This is a genomic window from Gimesia maris (genome assembly GCF_008298035.1).
Lineage (GTDB): Bacteria > Planctomycetota > Planctomycetia > Planctomycetales > Planctomycetaceae > Gimesia > Gimesia maris.
Genome location: NZ_CP042910.1, coordinates 6,286,596 through 6,302,965 on the forward strand (window position 1 = coordinate 6,286,596; position 16,370 = coordinate 6,302,965).

The following is a 16,370-nucleotide window of genomic DNA, read 5'->3' on the forward strand; positions in this document are numbered from 1 at the left end:
TACATGAAACGGAAACGGAACAAATAAACATATCTCACTTTAAAATAACAACTTACGACACTTTCACATCCTGAAACGATTCCATGTCGAAACAGCATCTTCCCAGCATACATTAATAATTTTCATTAACAAGAAATAATTTTACTTATTCAGAATTATTTATTGAGTAATCTGCAGCAAGGTTGTATTCAGGAAAAAATCAGGCACTGCAGGTCTGAGCGAATCCTGAAAATCCTCTTTGCTTACCAGACCTGCAATCGTGTATACTCCCCCCAACCCACAAATACACATCTGCATCATCCATTGCTTCAGACATGAACGATGGCAGGAAATGGAATCGGGGGAATTGCGATGGTATCTGCTTGCGACGCAGGAACAGTGAATTGCCGGCATTGGTGGCAGTTCTGGACATTACTCTCTCTCAACAGTGCACTGCAGCTGAGTCTCTGGCAAAGCCCGCTGATGGCGGCAGAACCAGATCAGCAGTCGGCGAGTCGACCACCACAAGTACAAACACTGTATGAGCCGGGCCGGCTGGGTGGACATGGTGCGACACTGCATCGCGTCACCATCACGGGCACCGCGCGAAATGCAGCCGGTGAACCGCTCAAAGACGCTGACATTTATGTTTCCAGTCGAGGCTGGATTATTCCAGGCGATTTTGAACAGCTGCGCGGTCACACCCGTAGCGATGAGAATGGACATTATGAACTCAAGGACGTTCAATTGTTTGTCATCAACAATCGCGATCCTCACTCGCGACCCGACGAGAGTGACTTTATCGTCTTCGGCACGAAAGAGAATTATGGCCTCACCTGGCATCCTGCCCGCAATTATCGCCCCGCCGCGCGTCCTGAAGAAATCGATGGTCAGGATCGAAACAGTCACGCCACGAGAAATGCCTTCTATCAGAATGAACCGATTGTCATCGATCTGCAGTTTGATGCGCCGGCAAAACTGAGAGGCGTCATCACCGACAAGCAGGGACATCCCCTGGCAAACGCGAAAGTACAACTGGGACATGTGGATCGCCCGCTGAATACCTCCCCACACAGAACGGGTTACTGCGAATATCTCAAACAGAAGAATCCCTATTCAAACCAGAATGATTCGTTTATCAATTTTTCCGTAGTCCCTTTATCAGTGCGTGAAACCTATACCGACGCGCAGGGACGTTATGAATTCACACAACTCCGCCGCGACACCAGTTACTCTGCCAATATCGATCCGGGTCCGGAGTTCGCCCCCTGGCAATTTACCCTGGTCACCGCGAGCCAGTCCCGCAATTCCAGGAATACAATCTCCGCCGGGTATGCTGGCGAAGTCAACCATCAGTTTACCGCACCGCGTGATGTCACCGTCCGCGTTGTACAAAGTGATTCGGGCCGGCCCCTCTCTAATGTACTGGTGACAGCCCATCCTATCGGCGCAGTGCGACGCAGTGGCATTCAGGCGCGTACAGACAGCCATGGAAATGCGCAGCTCAGGCTCATTCCGGATGAATACAAGCTGGTGGCAGAACCCAATCCGGATCAGCCCTTTCTGTATTTGAGCCAGCAGTATTTTGTCCCGAAACGAAAAGCTTCTGAAAAGAACGATACGCCAAATGTCACAATGAAGTTGAACCCCGCTGCCATTGTGAAGCTGAAAGCGATCAACGCCAAAACCGGCGCCCCGATTCCGGGAGTCCGCTTCAACTACGAAACCTATGACTCCGGAGAGCAAACCCCGGTCTCCACGCAGACGGTGTATGTCGATTATCCTTTTACAAACGATGCCGGTGAAATCCAGGCCTTTATGGAACCGGGCAGGCGCCGTTTTGTCGTCACCGAACCCTTCTCCCTGTCCCAGGCAGCAGGCAGTCGCTCAGAGCGTATCAAACTCACCGCAGGTCAGGTTACGGAAGTTACCATCAAATTGACACCGGCAGATTTTCTACCCACACATCTGGTCGCCAGCGAAATGCAGCCTCGTAAAAACTCACTCTACGCTCCCGAGATTCAGAAGAAATGGCACATACAGTCGGAACTGCTGCGGCTCACTCCCCTGCGCATCACCACACAGAAAGTCTCATTCTATCGAAAATCTGTCGATACAGAGAACCTGCTCAAAGATTTACGCGCACTGGATCCGTATGAGCTGCCTGATATCAAATCGTTACTCAACAAATATTACACTGGTGAATCAGACTGGTACAAACAGGTGCTGACAGCGCAGGGCACTCTCAAGCATGAAGCACGCTATTTCAACCCTGATACTCGCCCTCCCCTTTTCTTCAATTTCTCAGGTCAGCCGTTGCCCAATCTCACCACGATGACCGATGGCTGGAAAACAATTCATCATCAAAGCATGAGTAATCAGGCCGGGATTAACCTGAACCGTAGAGGAAGAATCAATTTTCATGTCGAATCTCCCCGTGATCTATGCGAATGGCCATCGCTGCGTAATCGTCTTCCTGCCCCCCAAAACGCAAAAAAGCCCGACGCCGATATTCGCCACGAAGGACAGAGAATCATTTATGAGGGAGAAAGTAACGAGAGAGTTTCCCGTCGCGTCCTGGATCAGGAAACCGGTTTTATTTTCGAAACGTTTCACCAATCGCAGCCACATCAGTTTGAACAAGTCAAGCTGTCATTCGCCCCGCAGAAAATATCCAATGGTCTGATCCTGCCTGGAATGCATATCAACTGGAAGATGTATCAGGGAAAATTACAGCAACTGGAAGCAACTCTGATCGAAAAAGTAGAAATTCTTTCGAACGTGCCCGCCGATGCCTTTTCGATTGCCTTGCCAGCGGGGACTGAGTTCATTGATTCCCGCCAACTGCCTGACAATGTCAGCTACATTGCCGGCAATCATGCTTCCAAAAAAATCCTGACTGGCCCAGTCAGCGACTTCGCCGCTTACCTGCAGCGGAACCCCTATTACAGCCACGAAATGGAAACAGAGCCTCAGCTCGGCAGACACGCCCCCACTCTGGAACCGGCACTCTGGTTGACGGCGGATGGAAAAACAGCAGCACCCAACCTGAATGGAAAAGTGGTCCTGATCCACTTCTGGGGAACCCGGAATGCCAACAGCATGGACCAGTTGTCTGAAATGAAAGCCGCATACAAAAAATATGCAGAACAACCTGTTGTGCTCATCGGACTGCATGATTCTTACACCTCAACATCTCAACTGCAGGCCATTGCGGAGCAGAAAGAACTGAAATACACGCTGGCCATCGATCAACGCCCAGAAGAAGCCGGCTGGTTCGGCAAAACCATGCAGCACTTTCGAGTACGCAACTTACCCCAGACAGCTGTCATTGATCAACAGGGTAATCTGACTTTCACAGGCGATCTCCCGGAAGCCCTCCAGAAAGTGAATCAATTGTTGAATGATAAGAACTAAGATTTCCAGGTAACGCAGTACAATTCTTATTAAATAGGATCTCTTCGGTTTTGAAACGGACAGGCCCCAGACGCTCACTCACCTGAATCATTTGGGAGCTGCTCTAAAACAGGTAAAGAGAGAAACTCATCAGAACGCGCATAGGCAGCCAGAAATACTTCCACTTGCCGGTATACTCTCTGATTTTCCCTGAATACCTGATCCAGATATGTGATTTTTTAGTTTGCCCCCTGTTCTGAGCAACAGACGATTTATCTTATTTTATTCCTGAAAACGAACACATTTAAAATTCCAGTGAGTCCCTTTTCCATCAATCATAGTCCCCGACCAGTGTCCAAGACGATTGAAATCCAACCAGAAACTCCCCTTCATGTCCGTTACAACTTTTCCTTTTTTAGTGAATGCACGAAAATCGGTGAGTACCATGCGGGTCTTCAGTTTTTTGGGATAGTTTTTGCCTACCGCTTTAGAGTAACTGGGATCATCTGGCGTTTTTTTCTGATATAATACATTGTTTTCAACTCGAAATCGCCCTTGCAACTTCTTGCGCCGTTCCGCTTTGGAAGTCATCTCGAATTTCCAGACTGCCCCTTCGAACTCACCCGCATCATAAAAGTTATTATAAGCGGAAACTGGTGACGAATTGAAAACCTGACACGTGATCAGTAGTAGCACTGGCAGAAAATTGACTCGCTCCACAGATTGGGAATTTTGTTTGGCAGTTTTCATATCATGGCCCTGTTTTGAATTATGGTCCGTAGTAAAAGTAATTAAGTAGTTTGAAACTCAGTATTCGTCGCGTATTTTTTACCCCTTTTTATTGGTCAGACAGACAGCAGCCCGCTTGAGTAGTTCCCTATAATCCAAGAGCAGCAGTTAAGGAATTTCCAGTATCAGGATAATTCATGTTCTTGGTAAGCTCATTCATGGTCAACATCCTCCCCGGCTGAGGCAAGTTATGTTGAGTCTGAACGCATACAGCATCGTAACTATTCCCTCTGCGAACAGGCAAACTTTCAATTATGAATTTTTGAACTCTCCAGTAAATAAAGATCGTGTTCAACAACCGTTTGCAGTACACGGCAAATTCCCAGGATCATATGATGCAATGTGCATTAAAGTTCTAACTAACCCTCCCGGCTACAGCACATTAACTCGTGAATCACAGGGGGGAATCCCTTAATTTTTGCCGTATCAGCGACATTCTGACATTATGTTTTTTTGTTCGCTGAACCTCGTTGACAATCAGCAGCAGGAGCATAAGATCATCTCACAGGTGAGTATCAAAGCAGGGATGCCGTTACAAAATCTCTCTGAGATCGAGTAAACCGACAGGATGTCGGGACTTACCTGTTTATCTTTTACTGGGCAGTAATATCACGACAGACAGAGACCATTGAAGGTTCTTCTCTGCTGTTCTTTTACTGCGATACCTCCTCCCCCCCCAGTTAAAATGCTTCTGCATCACAGCGCATGGATCGGCGTCAATTCAACGAATTCCATTGCTGAAACTTCATCTGCAGGCTTTGTCGCTTCCGCTTAAATAGTGTAGACTGCCAGCAGAACCCCGCGAGAGTGCCTCGTTTCTTACTCAGGGATTGAAGAGAACTCCAGACAAAAACCTGTTTTTCAGCCGGAAACAGATCCCTCTACATCTGATTTCCGTTGAATGGAATGGATAGAGTCAGATGAATCAGCCGGATGAAACAACAGAAAATATTGTCGTCGAACAGCCTGATGCCTGGGATCAGCTGGAGCAGATCGTCGCCGCCGGGGACCCTGACGCCGCGCATACGTTTTTGAAAGAACTCCCACCCGGCGAAGATGCACGCATCATGGCGCAGTTGTCGGAGACAGAACAACATGAGTTCATCGCGCTGCTGGATGACGAAAACGCCGCCCGCCTGATGGAGTCGCTACCCGAACTGCAGGCCGGGCAATTACTCTCCACATTACCCGCGGAACAAGCCGCTCATATCTTTGATGAGATGAACAGCGATGAGCAGGTCGACCTGCTGGATCAGCTGACAGATGCCCAGTCCGAAGCCATACTGGAAGAGATGGACCCGGAAGAGGCCGAGAATGTCCGCTTTCTGTCCAAGTATAATCGGCTCTGTGCCGGCGGGCTAATGATCACCGAACTGCTCTCCTTCCAGGAGACAGAGACGGTCGACGACGTGGTTTCGGACCTCCGTAAAAATGCCGAAAAGTACGCCGAATACAACGTGCAGTATATCTACGTCATCAACGCCGACCTGCAACTCGTAGGCGTGCTGCGGCTCCGTGATCTGCTGATGGCACCTCCGGGTCGCAAGCTTTCCAAAATGATGATTGCCAATCCACACAGCTTTCCCGACATGACCCCGCTCCAGGATCTGCTGCACTTCTTCGACGCTCACCCCTTGTTTGGTCTGCCTGTCGTTGACGAGAACAACGTTCTGGTCGGCGTCGTCAGGCGGGAAGACGTCGAAGCCGCCAGTGAAGAACTGGCAGGTAAAACCTTTCTGCGATTCGCGGGGATTATGGGCGGGGAAGAACTCCGCAGCCTGCCCCTCAAAACCCGCAGTGCCCGCCGCCTGTCGTGGCTCAGTATCAACATCCTGTTGAATATTGTCGCCGCCAGTATCATCGCCATGTACGAAGAGACTCTGGAAAGTGTGATCGCACTGGCCGTCTTTCTGCCCATCGTCTCCGACATGAGTGGCTGCAGCGGCAACCAGGCCATCGCGGTCAGCACGCGGGAACTGGTGCTCGGCGTCATCCGACCCAGCGACTGGTTACACGTCTTCCGCAAGGAATTCGGTTTGGGAATCGTCAACGGCCTCGCCCTCGGTATTTTACTGGGAGGTGTCGCCTACATCTGGAAAGGCAACCCCTACCTCGGCCTGGTCATCGGCGGAGCACTGGCCTTGAACACGCTGATGGCGGTCTGCCTGGGTGCCTTGATCCCTCTACTGCTGAAGGGCTTCAAACTGGACCCCGCCCTCGCCTCCGGCCCGATCCTGACCACCCTCACCGACATGTGCGGCTTCTTCCTCGTCCTCTCCTTCGCCCAGGCCCTGCTCCCCTGGCTGATTTGAGAAGAACGGCTGACAGGAAATCAACCAGGGGCAAAAGAAAAAGAGCCGCCGAGGAGAGTCGAACTCCTGACCAATGCATTCCGAATGGGACAAGATCCGGCGTCTGAAAACCAACCGCTAAAAATCCAGACGTTTGGGGCTTTTCTTTTTGCTCTCAGGGTTGTCAGTGAGTGTTGGTGACGTTTCTCTGCACGCGCTGCCAGTCTTTTGATCTGTTTATTGAACACCCAGTTTCTTTAAACAGAAAACCATTCCCAGATAGAAGCAGATCATTATTGCTGTTGAGATTCCGAAACTGGAACTAAAGCCGACTCCTTTTTTCAACAGAAACGGCAGTAACAGAAAAAAGGAGAGTGATGGCAGGACCAGCCAGAAGATGTTTCGGGACAATTCAGCGACTTTGTCGGTACTTCCTGTGTCAATATAGAGCCAGATCATTCCCAGAAAGGAAACGAGTGGCAAGGAGGCCAGGGCACCGCCTAACAGTGAACTGCGTTTCGAGACTTCTGATACGGCGACAACAACAACTGCGGTTAAAGCCACCTTAATGAAATAATACATGGTTTGCCTCCGCACTTTCTGTGGTGAGTGTCTTCAGTCACATTCTCAAAAGTCTCCTCTGGCTGTCGCTTGAGTGATTCACCCAGGCGACAGCCAGCAGGTAGACCAATGGTTCAATTGAGTGAATTATTCCTGGAACTCACCCTGAGACGGTTTACCGTCGATTTCACCCAGTACAGTTCCGGAAAAATCAGCAACATTGCCAATTCCGGGATCAGTCCCGACGAATTTGGCAGCTTTTCCATCCGTCGCATCCTGAGGAAGCATTTTGACGGTCATGGGAGGCACGACTATGCCTTCTGCCGTTTTCGTTTCCTTGATCGACAGTGTCAGCTCCTTCGCAGCCACCGGGCCAGCTGATTTCTCATCTGCTCCCAGAAACAGAATCGTACATTCCTGCTTGGGATGATCCACCGTGAATTCCGCATGGTACTTACCCATATCAAAGACGACCCCGCCATTCGGTCCGGTCCCATGCGAATGAGCATCGGCATGGCTCTCTTCTGTCTGTGCTGCTGGCGGTGGGGATGTCTCTTTGGGAGCAGTGTCCGAGTTCCCTTTATCTGCACAACCGGCAATCAGAAGTGCGGCGAACAGTGAGCTAGAGATTTTCAAGTTCATCATTTTGTTTTCCTTTTTTTAGAGAAATCAATCAAGTGTGTTGTTGTGTGGCAGCTCGCAGCAGTTCTTCGTCAGAACTTTCACTGCGAACCAGGCGTTCGGCATCCTTGCCTGAGAATTTCCAGAACAGTCCAGGGTGAATAAAGAATTCACAAAAAGTGGATGTCACCAGCCCTCCCAGAATGACAGTAGCCACGGGATAGAGAATTTCCAGCCCCGGTTTATTCCCCCCCACGACCAGCGGAATGAGTGCAATCCCGGCGGTCAATGCGGTCATCAGCACTGGAGCCAGGCGTTCCAGGCTCCCCCGCAGTACCATCTGGGGAGAAAATGCTTCTCCCTCTTCTTCCATTAAATGGAAATAATGTGTCACAAGCAGAATGCCATTCCGCACGGCAATTCCCCCCAGTGACACAAAGCCGACCATGCTGGCGACGGTCAGGGTCTGGTCGGTTAGAACCAGCGCAAAGACACCGCCGATGAACGCCGTCGGAATGGCGTTCAAAATCTGAAACGTGATGCGGGCTGAGGGATAGAGCATCATCAGTACGATAAAGATGCCGGCAACAGAGACGGCTGCCAGAATCGTAATCAGGAAGGTGGCAGAACGCTGAGCTTCAAACTGTCCGCCGAACTCGACAAAGTAGCCGGTGGGCAATTCGACCTGTTCACGCACCTGTTTTTCAATTTCCTCCACCGTACTGGCCAGGTCACGGCCCGACACATTACAGCGAATGGTTTGTCGTCTGCGAACATTTTCCCGGTTGACCAGATTAGGTCCACTGGCAGAGCCCGGAAAGTCTGCAACCTCCCGCAAACGTATCTGTCCTCTGCCATCAGGGAGTTCGAGACGCAGGGCTCCCAGATTATAAGGATCAGAACGATAGGGTTCGTCGAGTTTGACGATCAGGTCAAATCGCCGTTGTCCTTCCAGGACCTGAGAAACGGCTTCCCCTTTTAACGCTGTTTCCACGAAATCAGCGACATATTCACGGCTCAAACCGAAGTAAGCCAGCTCTTCCGGCTTCAATACCACGTGTAGTTCATCGACCCGTTCCTGCGGATCGATAATAGGAGGCGTCACGCCGGGAATGTCAGTGATCGCATCCCGCACATCGCCTGCCAGTTCGCGCAGCTTGTCCAGATCGTCTCCATAAATTTTTATCCCAACCTGGGCTTTGACTCCAGACAACATATGACTGATCAGGTGTGAAAGTGGCTGCTCTGCCTCAATACCCACTCCGGGGACATTCGTTTTCATATCTGTCAGTAATGTTTCCAGAAATTCATCGCGATCGTAGTTGGCATCCTGGTTCATTGTGAGAATATACTCTCCCACATTGACAGGTTGAGCATGTTCATCCCGTTCAGCGCGACCGGTACGGCGGAAAAAGTGCAATACCGGCCCCTGTGGGTTTTCTTGGGATTTCTGCATTTTGACCAACTGGGCATCGATCAGTGAAGAGGCTTCATTGGAAGCTTTCAGGGACGATCCTCCAGGCAAGGTGACATTGATCTGCACGCTTCCTTCATCGAACTTCGGTAAAAAGTCAGCTCCCAGTTTGGAAAGTTCCCAGACACTGACACCAACGAGAACCCAGGTCAGCACCAGCAATATTCCAGCTCGTCGCATACTAAACCGGATCAAAAACCCAGCTCCCCACTTGAGAAGTTGTAACAGTCGTCCGTCCGTATGATCATGGGTTGCCTTTGCCTGAGGCAGCAGATAGTAGGACAGTACCGGCGTTACAGACAACGAGACCAGCAGAGAGGCTAGAATGGAAACGATATAGGCAATGCCCAGGGGAACAAACAGGCGTCCTTCGACTCCCGATAAGGCGAACAGAGGCATGAAAGCGAGCACGACCACAGCAGTTCCAAAAATAATGGCAGAACGGATTTCCCGGCTGGCTTCATACACGACTACTATGGCGGGTTTCGGATCAGGGCTCAGGTTATTTTCTCCCAGACGACGAAAAATATTCTCCACATCCACAATCGCATCGTCGACAAGTTCCCCAATGGCAACTGCAATTCCCCCCAAAGTCATTACATTGATCGACAGTTCGGTCCCCGTGATCATTCCCACGATTCGGAACACAAGCGTCGTGATCACCAGTGACAGGGGAATTGCCGTCAATGTAATAAAGGTCGTACGCAGATTTAACAGAAACAGGAACAGCACGATCACCACCAGCACGGCACCAATCACCAGGGCTTCTTCCACATAGTAGATCCCCCGATCAATAAAGCTTTTAAGCTTGAACAGTTTTGTATTGATGACAATATCGGCGGGCAGTGACGTTTCCGCATCATGCAGCGCCGCCATCACATTATCAGTCAGTTTCCTGGTATCGGCGTGGGGCTGTTTGACAATCGTAATCACCACACCTGCGTGTCCATCGATACTGGCATCACCACGCTTCGGTGCAGGACCTTCGACGATTTCCGCTACATTCTCCAGCAATACGGCACGGTCGCCTTTCATTTTAACTGGAGCCCTGCGCAGTTCTTTCAGCACATCAGACGTGAGCGCTCCCAGGCGACCAATCACACGCACTGGGCGTTCGGTCTGGCCGCTCAGAATAAATCCGCCACTGGTATTCAAATTATTCGATTGAACTGCGGCTTCAACATCCTGCAATGAAACGTTATATTCCTGTAGCTTGAGGGGATCGACTAGCACCTGATATTGCTTTTGATCGCCTCCCATTACAATGATTTCAGCAATGCCATTTAATTTCAGTAAGCGTGGCCTGATTAACCAGTCCGCTGTCGTGCGGAGTTCCATTCGTTCTTCCAGAGGAGTCGGAAAGACGACTTCATAGGATCGTTGATTCCAGATCAATGACACCTCTCGCCCAGGTTCGTCCCGGCTCCATTCCGGATTCTGAATTTCCACTTTCTGCCACCGACTGAGATCGTTGCGTTCGACAGGATTCCAGAGGGTCAGGATCGGCTTCCCCTCCCGTTCGGTACGCTCAGCCAACAGGCCAGTCTGCCCAACCGGGATCAACGTCCCCCCTTGAGGTCCTTTGCGGCGATGAATTCCCACATGCAGAATCTGCCCCATAATTGAGGCCTGCGGTGTCATGACCGGACGGATCCCTGGCGGCATGGGTACATTCGCCAGGCGTTCCGAGACGATCTGACGGGCATAGCGAGGTTCGGTCTGCCAACTGAACTCGATATAAATCACGTTCATGCCCTGGCTGGACTGACTGCGCACATCTTCGACTCCGTTAGCCCCCAGAATGGCGGTTTCGATAGGATACGTCACCAGTGTTTCCACCTCTTCAGACGACATGCCGGGACACTCGGTCAGAATGACCACGCGCGGTCGGTCCAGATCGGGAAAGACATCGATTGGTAATGTCGTCGTCAGATAGCCGCCGTACGCCAGAATGACAATACAGGCAGCCAGAACCAGAGTTCGGTGTGTTAACGAAAGTCGGATAATAGAATTAAGCATGGCGTACCTCTATTTCCCTTCTTCTTCGTTCTTGTGGAGACTGCCATCCGCATGAATGTGGTAGCCTTCCGGCAGGTCATTTCCTGAGGACGACTTCAGCATGCGGTTGAGTTGTTCAGCAGATCCCTGTACTACAAACGAACCCGGTGTGAGTGACCCGTCATTAGCAATGACGGTATGTCGGCGATCCCGCTCCAGCACACGTACTGGTTTCCGGTAAAAGGTATTCACATTCTGAGTGAAGACAAAAGCCTCTGCTCCATCACGGGCAACCGCATCAGCCGGAAGTACAAACACGTTCTCCAGTTCTTCTACCCGGATGGACAGCCGGACTTTCTGCCCGGGTCGAAAACGCCAGAGAACCTGTGTCTGACCATCTCGTCGCACGAGCCGGGACTCATTTTCCAGGGACATGCGGAACGCAAAAGTTCGATTCACCGGATCAACGACATTCGAGAGATACTCGATCAGAAAACGCTGCTTCACTGCAGGCCAGTGACTCGCAGCGCTTTCCTGGAAGTCAACCTCAACAGGCCAAACCTCGTGCACGCTGCGTTCCAGCAATTGTGTTTCGTCCCGAAAGGCACGCCCCTCAATCGCCAGCAATCGATGGTTTGCCAACAGACACAGCATCTCACCCGTTTTGACCTGTTGTCCCAGATCGATCTTACATTCTTGAACCTCGAATGTAACAGGTGCCTCCGGTCTGGAGTTTTTTCCAGTCGATTTCGTAACGGCTGGTTTTTTCAACATGCCCCCTTGGCTCATTCGATCCGGAACGAGTATATCCAGATCCCTGACGAAATCGCCGGAAGAGATTTTCTGCAACTGCTCGTGCGAAAAACCACGACTGAGAAGTTCATGCTGGTACCCTTTGATTGCCACTTGCAGACGTTTGATCTCATTGGCAACCTCAATGATCCGAGCTTCGGGAATCGCTCCGCGTGTTGACTCCAGGCGTTTTTTCTTTGTCGCTGCCAGCGCGATGTTCTGAGTGTCTTTAAACAGATTGGTCTGAGTCTGCTGAAGTGTTTCACTGAGAATTCGTATCGTGTAAAGCACTTCGCCTGGCTGGACTGTATCCCCCGGATAATAATTCATTTTTTCAACGACGCCATCAACGGGAGAAATCACCCCCTGATCACTGCGCCCCGGACGATCCACGATCATCCCCGGAACCTGGAGCGTTTTCCAGTAAGTCTCGGGAAGCTCCGATTTCACTTTCAACCCCAGATTGGCAATCGCCTGATCCGAAAGAATGATCTTTTCCTGTTCCGAGGCTTTCGATTGATCTCCCTGTTTCTCGACAGCAGCTGCGCGGTTTACCTCGCCTGGCTGTTTCTGATCTGACAGAGGCATCCATTGATCACGCCAGATAAAAACCGCTACGATCAAAACAGCGATACTGATACCCAGGACTGGTTTCATAAATTGAAGAAATATCTTCATAACGGACCCTCTAAGTGCTGCGAATCATGGATGGAATAAGTGATCTCACAAGCGCAACTGTAATCTGCAGACAACGTAGACCGACCACAGAATGAAAAACGAGCTTGCTGAAGAATTCGCAGCTTCGCTGGTAAAAATAAACCAGCATTTTTTAAGAAATTCTTCGACGCCAAAAGAGAAAGTAGAACAAGAGTCCGTCAGAGAAATGACGGCCTGCACAAATGGCGCACGCTTAGATCAGAAAAGCGTGGTGGCGGAGAAAGAGAAGAGATTCGGGACCGGGTGAGGCGCAATCAGGCCTGCGCCATTCTGACGAAACACCGAATATCGGGCAGGAAAATGGATCTGCGTCAATTACGTTCCAGTAAAAAGACACTAACAATTCTGTTTTCAGCGTAGACCGCGGACCACAGGACAGGTCAGCACGATTAAGATAGACGGCAGAGGAATCATGATCAAAAGGAGATTCCACTTCAGGAGTCGCCGGCTGACCTTGGTCCGCATCAGCATGCTCCTCATGCACATGGCAGTGAGTCCCATGCGAATGCCCATGCCCATGCTGCTCTTTTTCAGCAGATAGATCGAGATGAATATGAGTGCGTAAGTCATGCCCGACAGGCTGATTTCCAGCATGTGAATGCCCGAAAGTGACCGACTGCGTCAGTAACACAAAGGGAATCAAGATCAGGGACACGAAATTGCAATACATATTTACCTATTTCCAAAAGACGAAATGATTCTAGCATCAGGATCAGTAAAGTCCAGATCAAGTCAATAAAACAGGCAATACTAAGTTGCCATCAATTATCAAATAAAACTGATGAACAGGTCAAATTTGCCTGAATCATGATAACTCAACCTGCAGTGCGGACTCATAAATGACATTTTATATTTGAGCCGATGTTCTACTCTCACAGAAAGCCGTTCAGAGTTAAGCTTCCGCGGTTGATGCTCTCAACAGATTAAATATCCGTGCTTCTGTTTTAGGGCAGTTCTGATTTGAGAGTACGGCTGCCAGCAACAAATCGGGGAGCGAAAAAAAGAGCCGCCGAGGAGAGTCGAACTCCTGACCTACGCATTACGAATGGAGCAAGAGGAATAGTATAATCTACTATTGTAGACTCATATCCAACATGTCTAGCGTTTGAGCTTGCAGACGAATTATTTGAGCAGGGTGTGAACACCATTAGAACGCCGCGCGGATGCGGGCGTAGGTGGCATTTGCGGTGACGCGCGTGAAACCATTTTGATCCCGCGCGGCATCGTCTCTATTCTCTTCTGTCTGCCTTTGTGCTCCAGCGCTTTCAGATGATCAGAAACGCCGTTGGTAGATCTGATACCGAAGGCTGCACCAATCTCCCGTACTGTTGGGGAGAGGCCATTCCTGGCGTTATAGGTTCGGATAAAACTCAACAGTTCTTTTTGTCTTTCGGTTAGTCTCTTCATGAGAGTACCTTACTGCGCGCACGACGAAACAGTTAGTCGTCCCTGGAATGAAAACGCGGATTTGAATTCATTCGCGACCACTTTTAGCGAGTTACACGCGGTTGGAAACGGCCAGGCATGGGAGTAGGTTTGATGCCCTCATCATAGCGTGCGTACAGTTAAAGGTAAGTGAAAAATGGAAACTTTTCCGAAGTGTTTAGATATGAAAACACCATGCTTATTTCCATGATGTCCATTAGACAAAAAGTTCCATTTAGTTGTTTACGCTCAATGTCCTGATTATTGAACTGTTCGGGGAACAGGGATAAAAGACAACTGATTTCCTATTTCCCGATAAGTCTCTTATTATAAAGTTAAATCTTCAAGCTACTTACTAAGGAACCGGGCACAGATAAATGCATGCCAAAGAGTTACTGGACCAATTGAATAACACAGATGAGCATTCTAGATTAGAAGCAAAGACTGGATCAAAGATAGGCGACTCCATCTTGGAGACAATATGTGCTTTTTCTAATGAACCAGGTCTAGGGGGAGGATATTTGCTGTTAGGTGTGAAAGAAATAACTGATACACTTTTTGAGCCAATTTATGAGCCTGTTGACTTAAGTGATGTCGACAAGTTGCAATCTGAACTCGCTACTCAATGCGCAACAGCATTCAATATACCCCTTCGACCTCAAATTGAACTCCACACGATACATCTTAAGAACAGTCGATCAAAAGCAAATGTGATAGTAGTCAGGATAAATGAAGTTGACGCAAATCAAAAACCGGTTTTTATCAATAAATATAAGTTGCCACATGGGGCATATAGAAGAATAGGTTCTTCTGACATTAAATGCACCGAAGAAGATGTTTTAGTTCTTTACCAAAATCGAAAAAGCGATTCATATGATGAATCTGTGATTGATGGAGCATCTTTAGATGACATATCTGGTGAAGAACTTGATTACTATAGAGAGTTAAGAAAGAAAGAAAAGGAATTTGCCGATGATCTGGGCTACTCGGACAATGACCTGTTACTGGCAATTGGTTGTGCAAAAATAAAAGGAGATAAGCTAGTTCCAACAATAGCGGGACTTCTGTTATTCGGCACCAAGTTTGCATTACGCCGCTTCTTTCCAATGATGAGGATTGACTATCTGAGAGTAGAAGGAAACGAGTGGATAAAAGATCCTGACAAACGGTTTGATACGATTGAAATACGTGATCCGCTAATCCGCGCATTTCCGAGAGTTTCGGCTGCAATTCTTGATGACATTCCGAAAGCATTTTCATTAGAAGACAAAGGGATGCAAAGAAGAGACATATCACCAATTCCTAGCAAGGTGGTGAGAGAATTGGTTGTTAATGCAGTCATGCATAGGGACTATCGAGTTCAAAGCCCTATCACCGTCATAAGATATTCAAATCGACTTGAAGTAAGGAATCCTGGATATTCTTTGAAATCAGAAGATTCTTTTTTACAACCTGGTTCAGAAACTAGAAATCCTAAAATTGCTGCAGTTATGCACGAATTAGGTTTTGCAGAAACTAAAGGATCTGGCCTGAGAACCATGAAGAGGTTAATGCAGGGAGCTGGTTTATCTGCACCTAACTTTGAATCTGATCGTGGTAATAATCAGTTTAACGCATATTTGCTAATGCATCATTTCATGAGCGAGGACACGATTAACTGGTTAGCAAACTTTAAAGAGCATAACATTACCAGCGAGGAAGCACAGGCTCTTTTTTTTGTGCGAGAAGTAGGAGCCATTACTGTATCAGCTTACAAATTTATCAATGAAGTATCTGGAACCGATGCAAGCATACATTTAAGGCGATTGAGAGATATAAATCTACTAGTTAGAAAAGGTAAAAGGAGTAATACTTATTATTTACCGACAAAATCACTTTTGACTCCTGCAGGAGTAGTTCCAGATGCCAGGGTCTCAAGGCTAGATAGCTACTCTGAAATGGAAGAATTGCCGAAAGACCTGAAGATCGAAGTTACTGCTCTAGGGAAGAAGTCAACGAGAAAGAAAATGTGGAATGTGATCTTAAAGTTATGTGAATGGAAAGATCTCACACCAAATGAAATAGCATTTTACGTTAGCCGTAATCAAGACCATATTAGAATGACTTACCTCACCAAATTACTTGATGAAGAATTGCTAACAATTTCAACTAACCGCTCTAATCCTCACTTAACTTATGAGATCACCAAAAAAGGAAGCCGATGGCTTTCTGAGAATCAGAAGACGAACAAGTGATTTTTGATTGATCAACTATCTTACCCCAAAGGTTTGAGCGTCTACCCCGAAGGCTTGAGTGTTTACCCCGAAGGTTTGCTTGAGATATCTGGC

11 protein-coding genes are annotated in these 16,370 nt (G+C 48.7%); 4 read left to right on the forward strand and 7 right to left on the reverse strand.

What is annotated here, in order from left to right; genetic code table 11:
* Nucleotides 1–351: 351 nt before the first annotated feature.
* Nucleotides 352–3,396 carry a redoxin domain-containing protein gene (locus tag GmarT_RS23265; RefSeq protein ID WP_187782316.1) on the forward strand — a complete coding sequence of 1,015 codons (3,045 nt, stop codon included), beginning with the start codon at nucleotides 352–354 and terminating at the stop codon, nucleotides 3,394–3,396.
* Nucleotides 3,397–3,657: 261 nt separating this feature from the next.
* Here GmarT_RS23265 and GmarT_RS23270 read toward each other — a convergent pair whose 3' ends face one another.
* Nucleotides 3,658–4,125, reverse strand: a complete 468-nt coding sequence (locus GmarT_RS23270; RefSeq protein WP_002649638.1) for a hypothetical protein — start codon at nucleotides 4,123–4,125, stop codon at nucleotides 3,658–3,660.
* Between the two features lie 959 nt (nucleotides 4,126–5,084).
* Between GmarT_RS23270 and mgtE the strand changes: the two genes are divergently transcribed.
* Nucleotides 5,085–6,476: a magnesium transporter gene (gene mgtE, locus GmarT_RS23275; protein WP_002649636.1), complete on the forward strand. Its 1,392-nt coding sequence runs from the start codon at nucleotides 5,085–5,087 to the stop codon at nucleotides 6,474–6,476.
* Between the two features lie 216 nt (nucleotides 6,477–6,692).
* On the opposite strand, the gene GmarT_RS23280 is transcribed toward mgtE, so the two are convergent.
* From GmarT_RS23280 to GmarT_RS23295, 4 genes are all read right to left on the reverse strand, one after another.
* Entirely contained in the window at nucleotides 6,693–7,037 is a 345-nt protein-coding gene (locus GmarT_RS23280; protein ID WP_002649635.1) for a DUF3147 family protein, read from the reverse strand.
* Nucleotides 7,038–7,163: 126 nt separating this feature from the next.
* The gene (locus GmarT_RS23285) at nucleotides 7,164–7,661 is read right to left on the reverse strand and encodes a hypothetical protein (protein ID WP_149303302.1); all 498 of its coding nucleotides are present in this window, start codon (nucleotides 7,659–7,661) and stop codon (nucleotides 7,164–7,166) included.
* A 28-nt stretch (nucleotides 7,662–7,689) separates the two neighbouring features.
* Entirely contained in the window at nucleotides 7,690–11,130 is a 3,441-nt protein-coding gene (locus tag GmarT_RS23290) for an efflux RND transporter permease subunit (RefSeq protein ID WP_002649633.1), read from the reverse strand.
* Nucleotides 11,131–11,139: 9 nt separating this feature from the next.
* Nucleotides 11,140–12,579 carry an efflux RND transporter periplasmic adaptor subunit gene (locus tag GmarT_RS23295; RefSeq protein WP_044240559.1) on the reverse strand — a complete coding sequence of 480 codons (1,440 nt, stop codon included), beginning with the start codon at nucleotides 12,577–12,579 and terminating at the stop codon, nucleotides 11,140–11,142.
* A 91-nt stretch (nucleotides 12,580–12,670) separates the two neighbouring features.
* Here GmarT_RS23295 and GmarT_RS23300 point away from each other — a divergent pair, with 91 nt between their 5' ends.
* Nucleotides 12,671–12,865, forward strand: coding sequence for a hypothetical protein (locus GmarT_RS23300; protein ID WP_002649631.1), 195 nt, complete (start codon nucleotides 12,671–12,673; stop codon nucleotides 12,863–12,865).
* A 104-nt stretch (nucleotides 12,866–12,969) separates the two neighbouring features.
* On the opposite strand, the gene GmarT_RS23305 is transcribed toward GmarT_RS23300, so the two are convergent.
* Both GmarT_RS23305 and GmarT_RS23310 read right to left on the reverse strand, forming a co-directional pair.
* Nucleotides 12,970–13,212, reverse strand: a complete 243-nt coding sequence (locus GmarT_RS23305; RefSeq protein WP_002649630.1) for a hypothetical protein — start codon at nucleotides 13,210–13,212, stop codon at nucleotides 12,970–12,972.
* A gap of 528 nt (nucleotides 13,213–13,740) precedes the next feature.
* Nucleotides 13,741–14,025 carry a LexA family protein gene (locus tag GmarT_RS23310; RefSeq protein ID WP_002649629.1) on the reverse strand — a complete coding sequence of 95 codons (285 nt, stop codon included), beginning with the start codon at nucleotides 14,023–14,025 and terminating at the stop codon, nucleotides 13,741–13,743.
* Nucleotides 14,026–14,420: 395 nt separating this feature from the next.
* Here GmarT_RS23310 and GmarT_RS23315 point away from each other — a divergent pair, with 395 nt between their 5' ends.
* Entirely contained in the window at nucleotides 14,421–16,277 is a 1,857-nt protein-coding gene (locus GmarT_RS23315) for an RNA/DNA-binding domain-containing protein (protein ID WP_002649628.1), read from the forward strand.
* Nucleotides 16,278–16,370: the final 93 nt, after the last annotated feature.

Coding starts and splice junctions, on each gene's coding strand:
- mgtE (WP_002649636.1), top strand. CDS start 5,085: ATGAATCAGCCGGATGAAACAACAGAAAATATTGTCGTCGAACAGCCT.
- GmarT_RS23315 (WP_002649628.1), top strand. CDS start 14,421: ATGCATGCCAAAGAGTTACTGGACCAATTGAATAACACAGATGAGCAT.
- GmarT_RS23265 (WP_187782316.1), top strand. CDS start 352: ATGGTATCTGCTTGCGACGCAGGAACAGTGAATTGCCGGCATTGGTGG.
- GmarT_RS23295 (WP_044240559.1), bottom strand. CDS start 12,579: ATGAAGATATTTCTTCAATTTATGAAACCAGTCCTGGGTATCAGTATC.
- GmarT_RS23285 (WP_149303302.1), bottom strand. CDS start 7,661: ATGATGAACTTGAAAATCTCTAGCTCACTGTTCGCCGCACTTCTGATT.
- GmarT_RS23290 (WP_002649633.1), bottom strand. CDS start 11,130: ATGCTTAATTCTATTATCCGACTTTCGTTAACACACCGAACTCTGGTT.
- GmarT_RS23310 (WP_002649629.1), bottom strand. CDS start 14,025: ATGAAGAGACTAACCGAAAGACAAAAAGAACTGTTGAGTTTTATCCGA.
- GmarT_RS23300 (WP_002649631.1), top strand. CDS start 12,671: ATGAAAAACGAGCTTGCTGAAGAATTCGCAGCTTCGCTGGTAAAAATA.
- GmarT_RS23280 (WP_002649635.1), bottom strand. CDS start 7,037: ATGTATTATTTCATTAAGGTGGCTTTAACCGCAGTTGTTGTTGTCGCC.
- GmarT_RS23270 (WP_002649638.1), bottom strand. CDS start 4,125: ATGAAAACTGCCAAACAAAATTCCCAATCTGTGGAGCGAGTCAATTTT.
- GmarT_RS23305 (WP_002649630.1), bottom strand. CDS start 13,212: ATGCTGGAAATCAGCCTGTCGGGCATGACTTACGCACTCATATTCATC.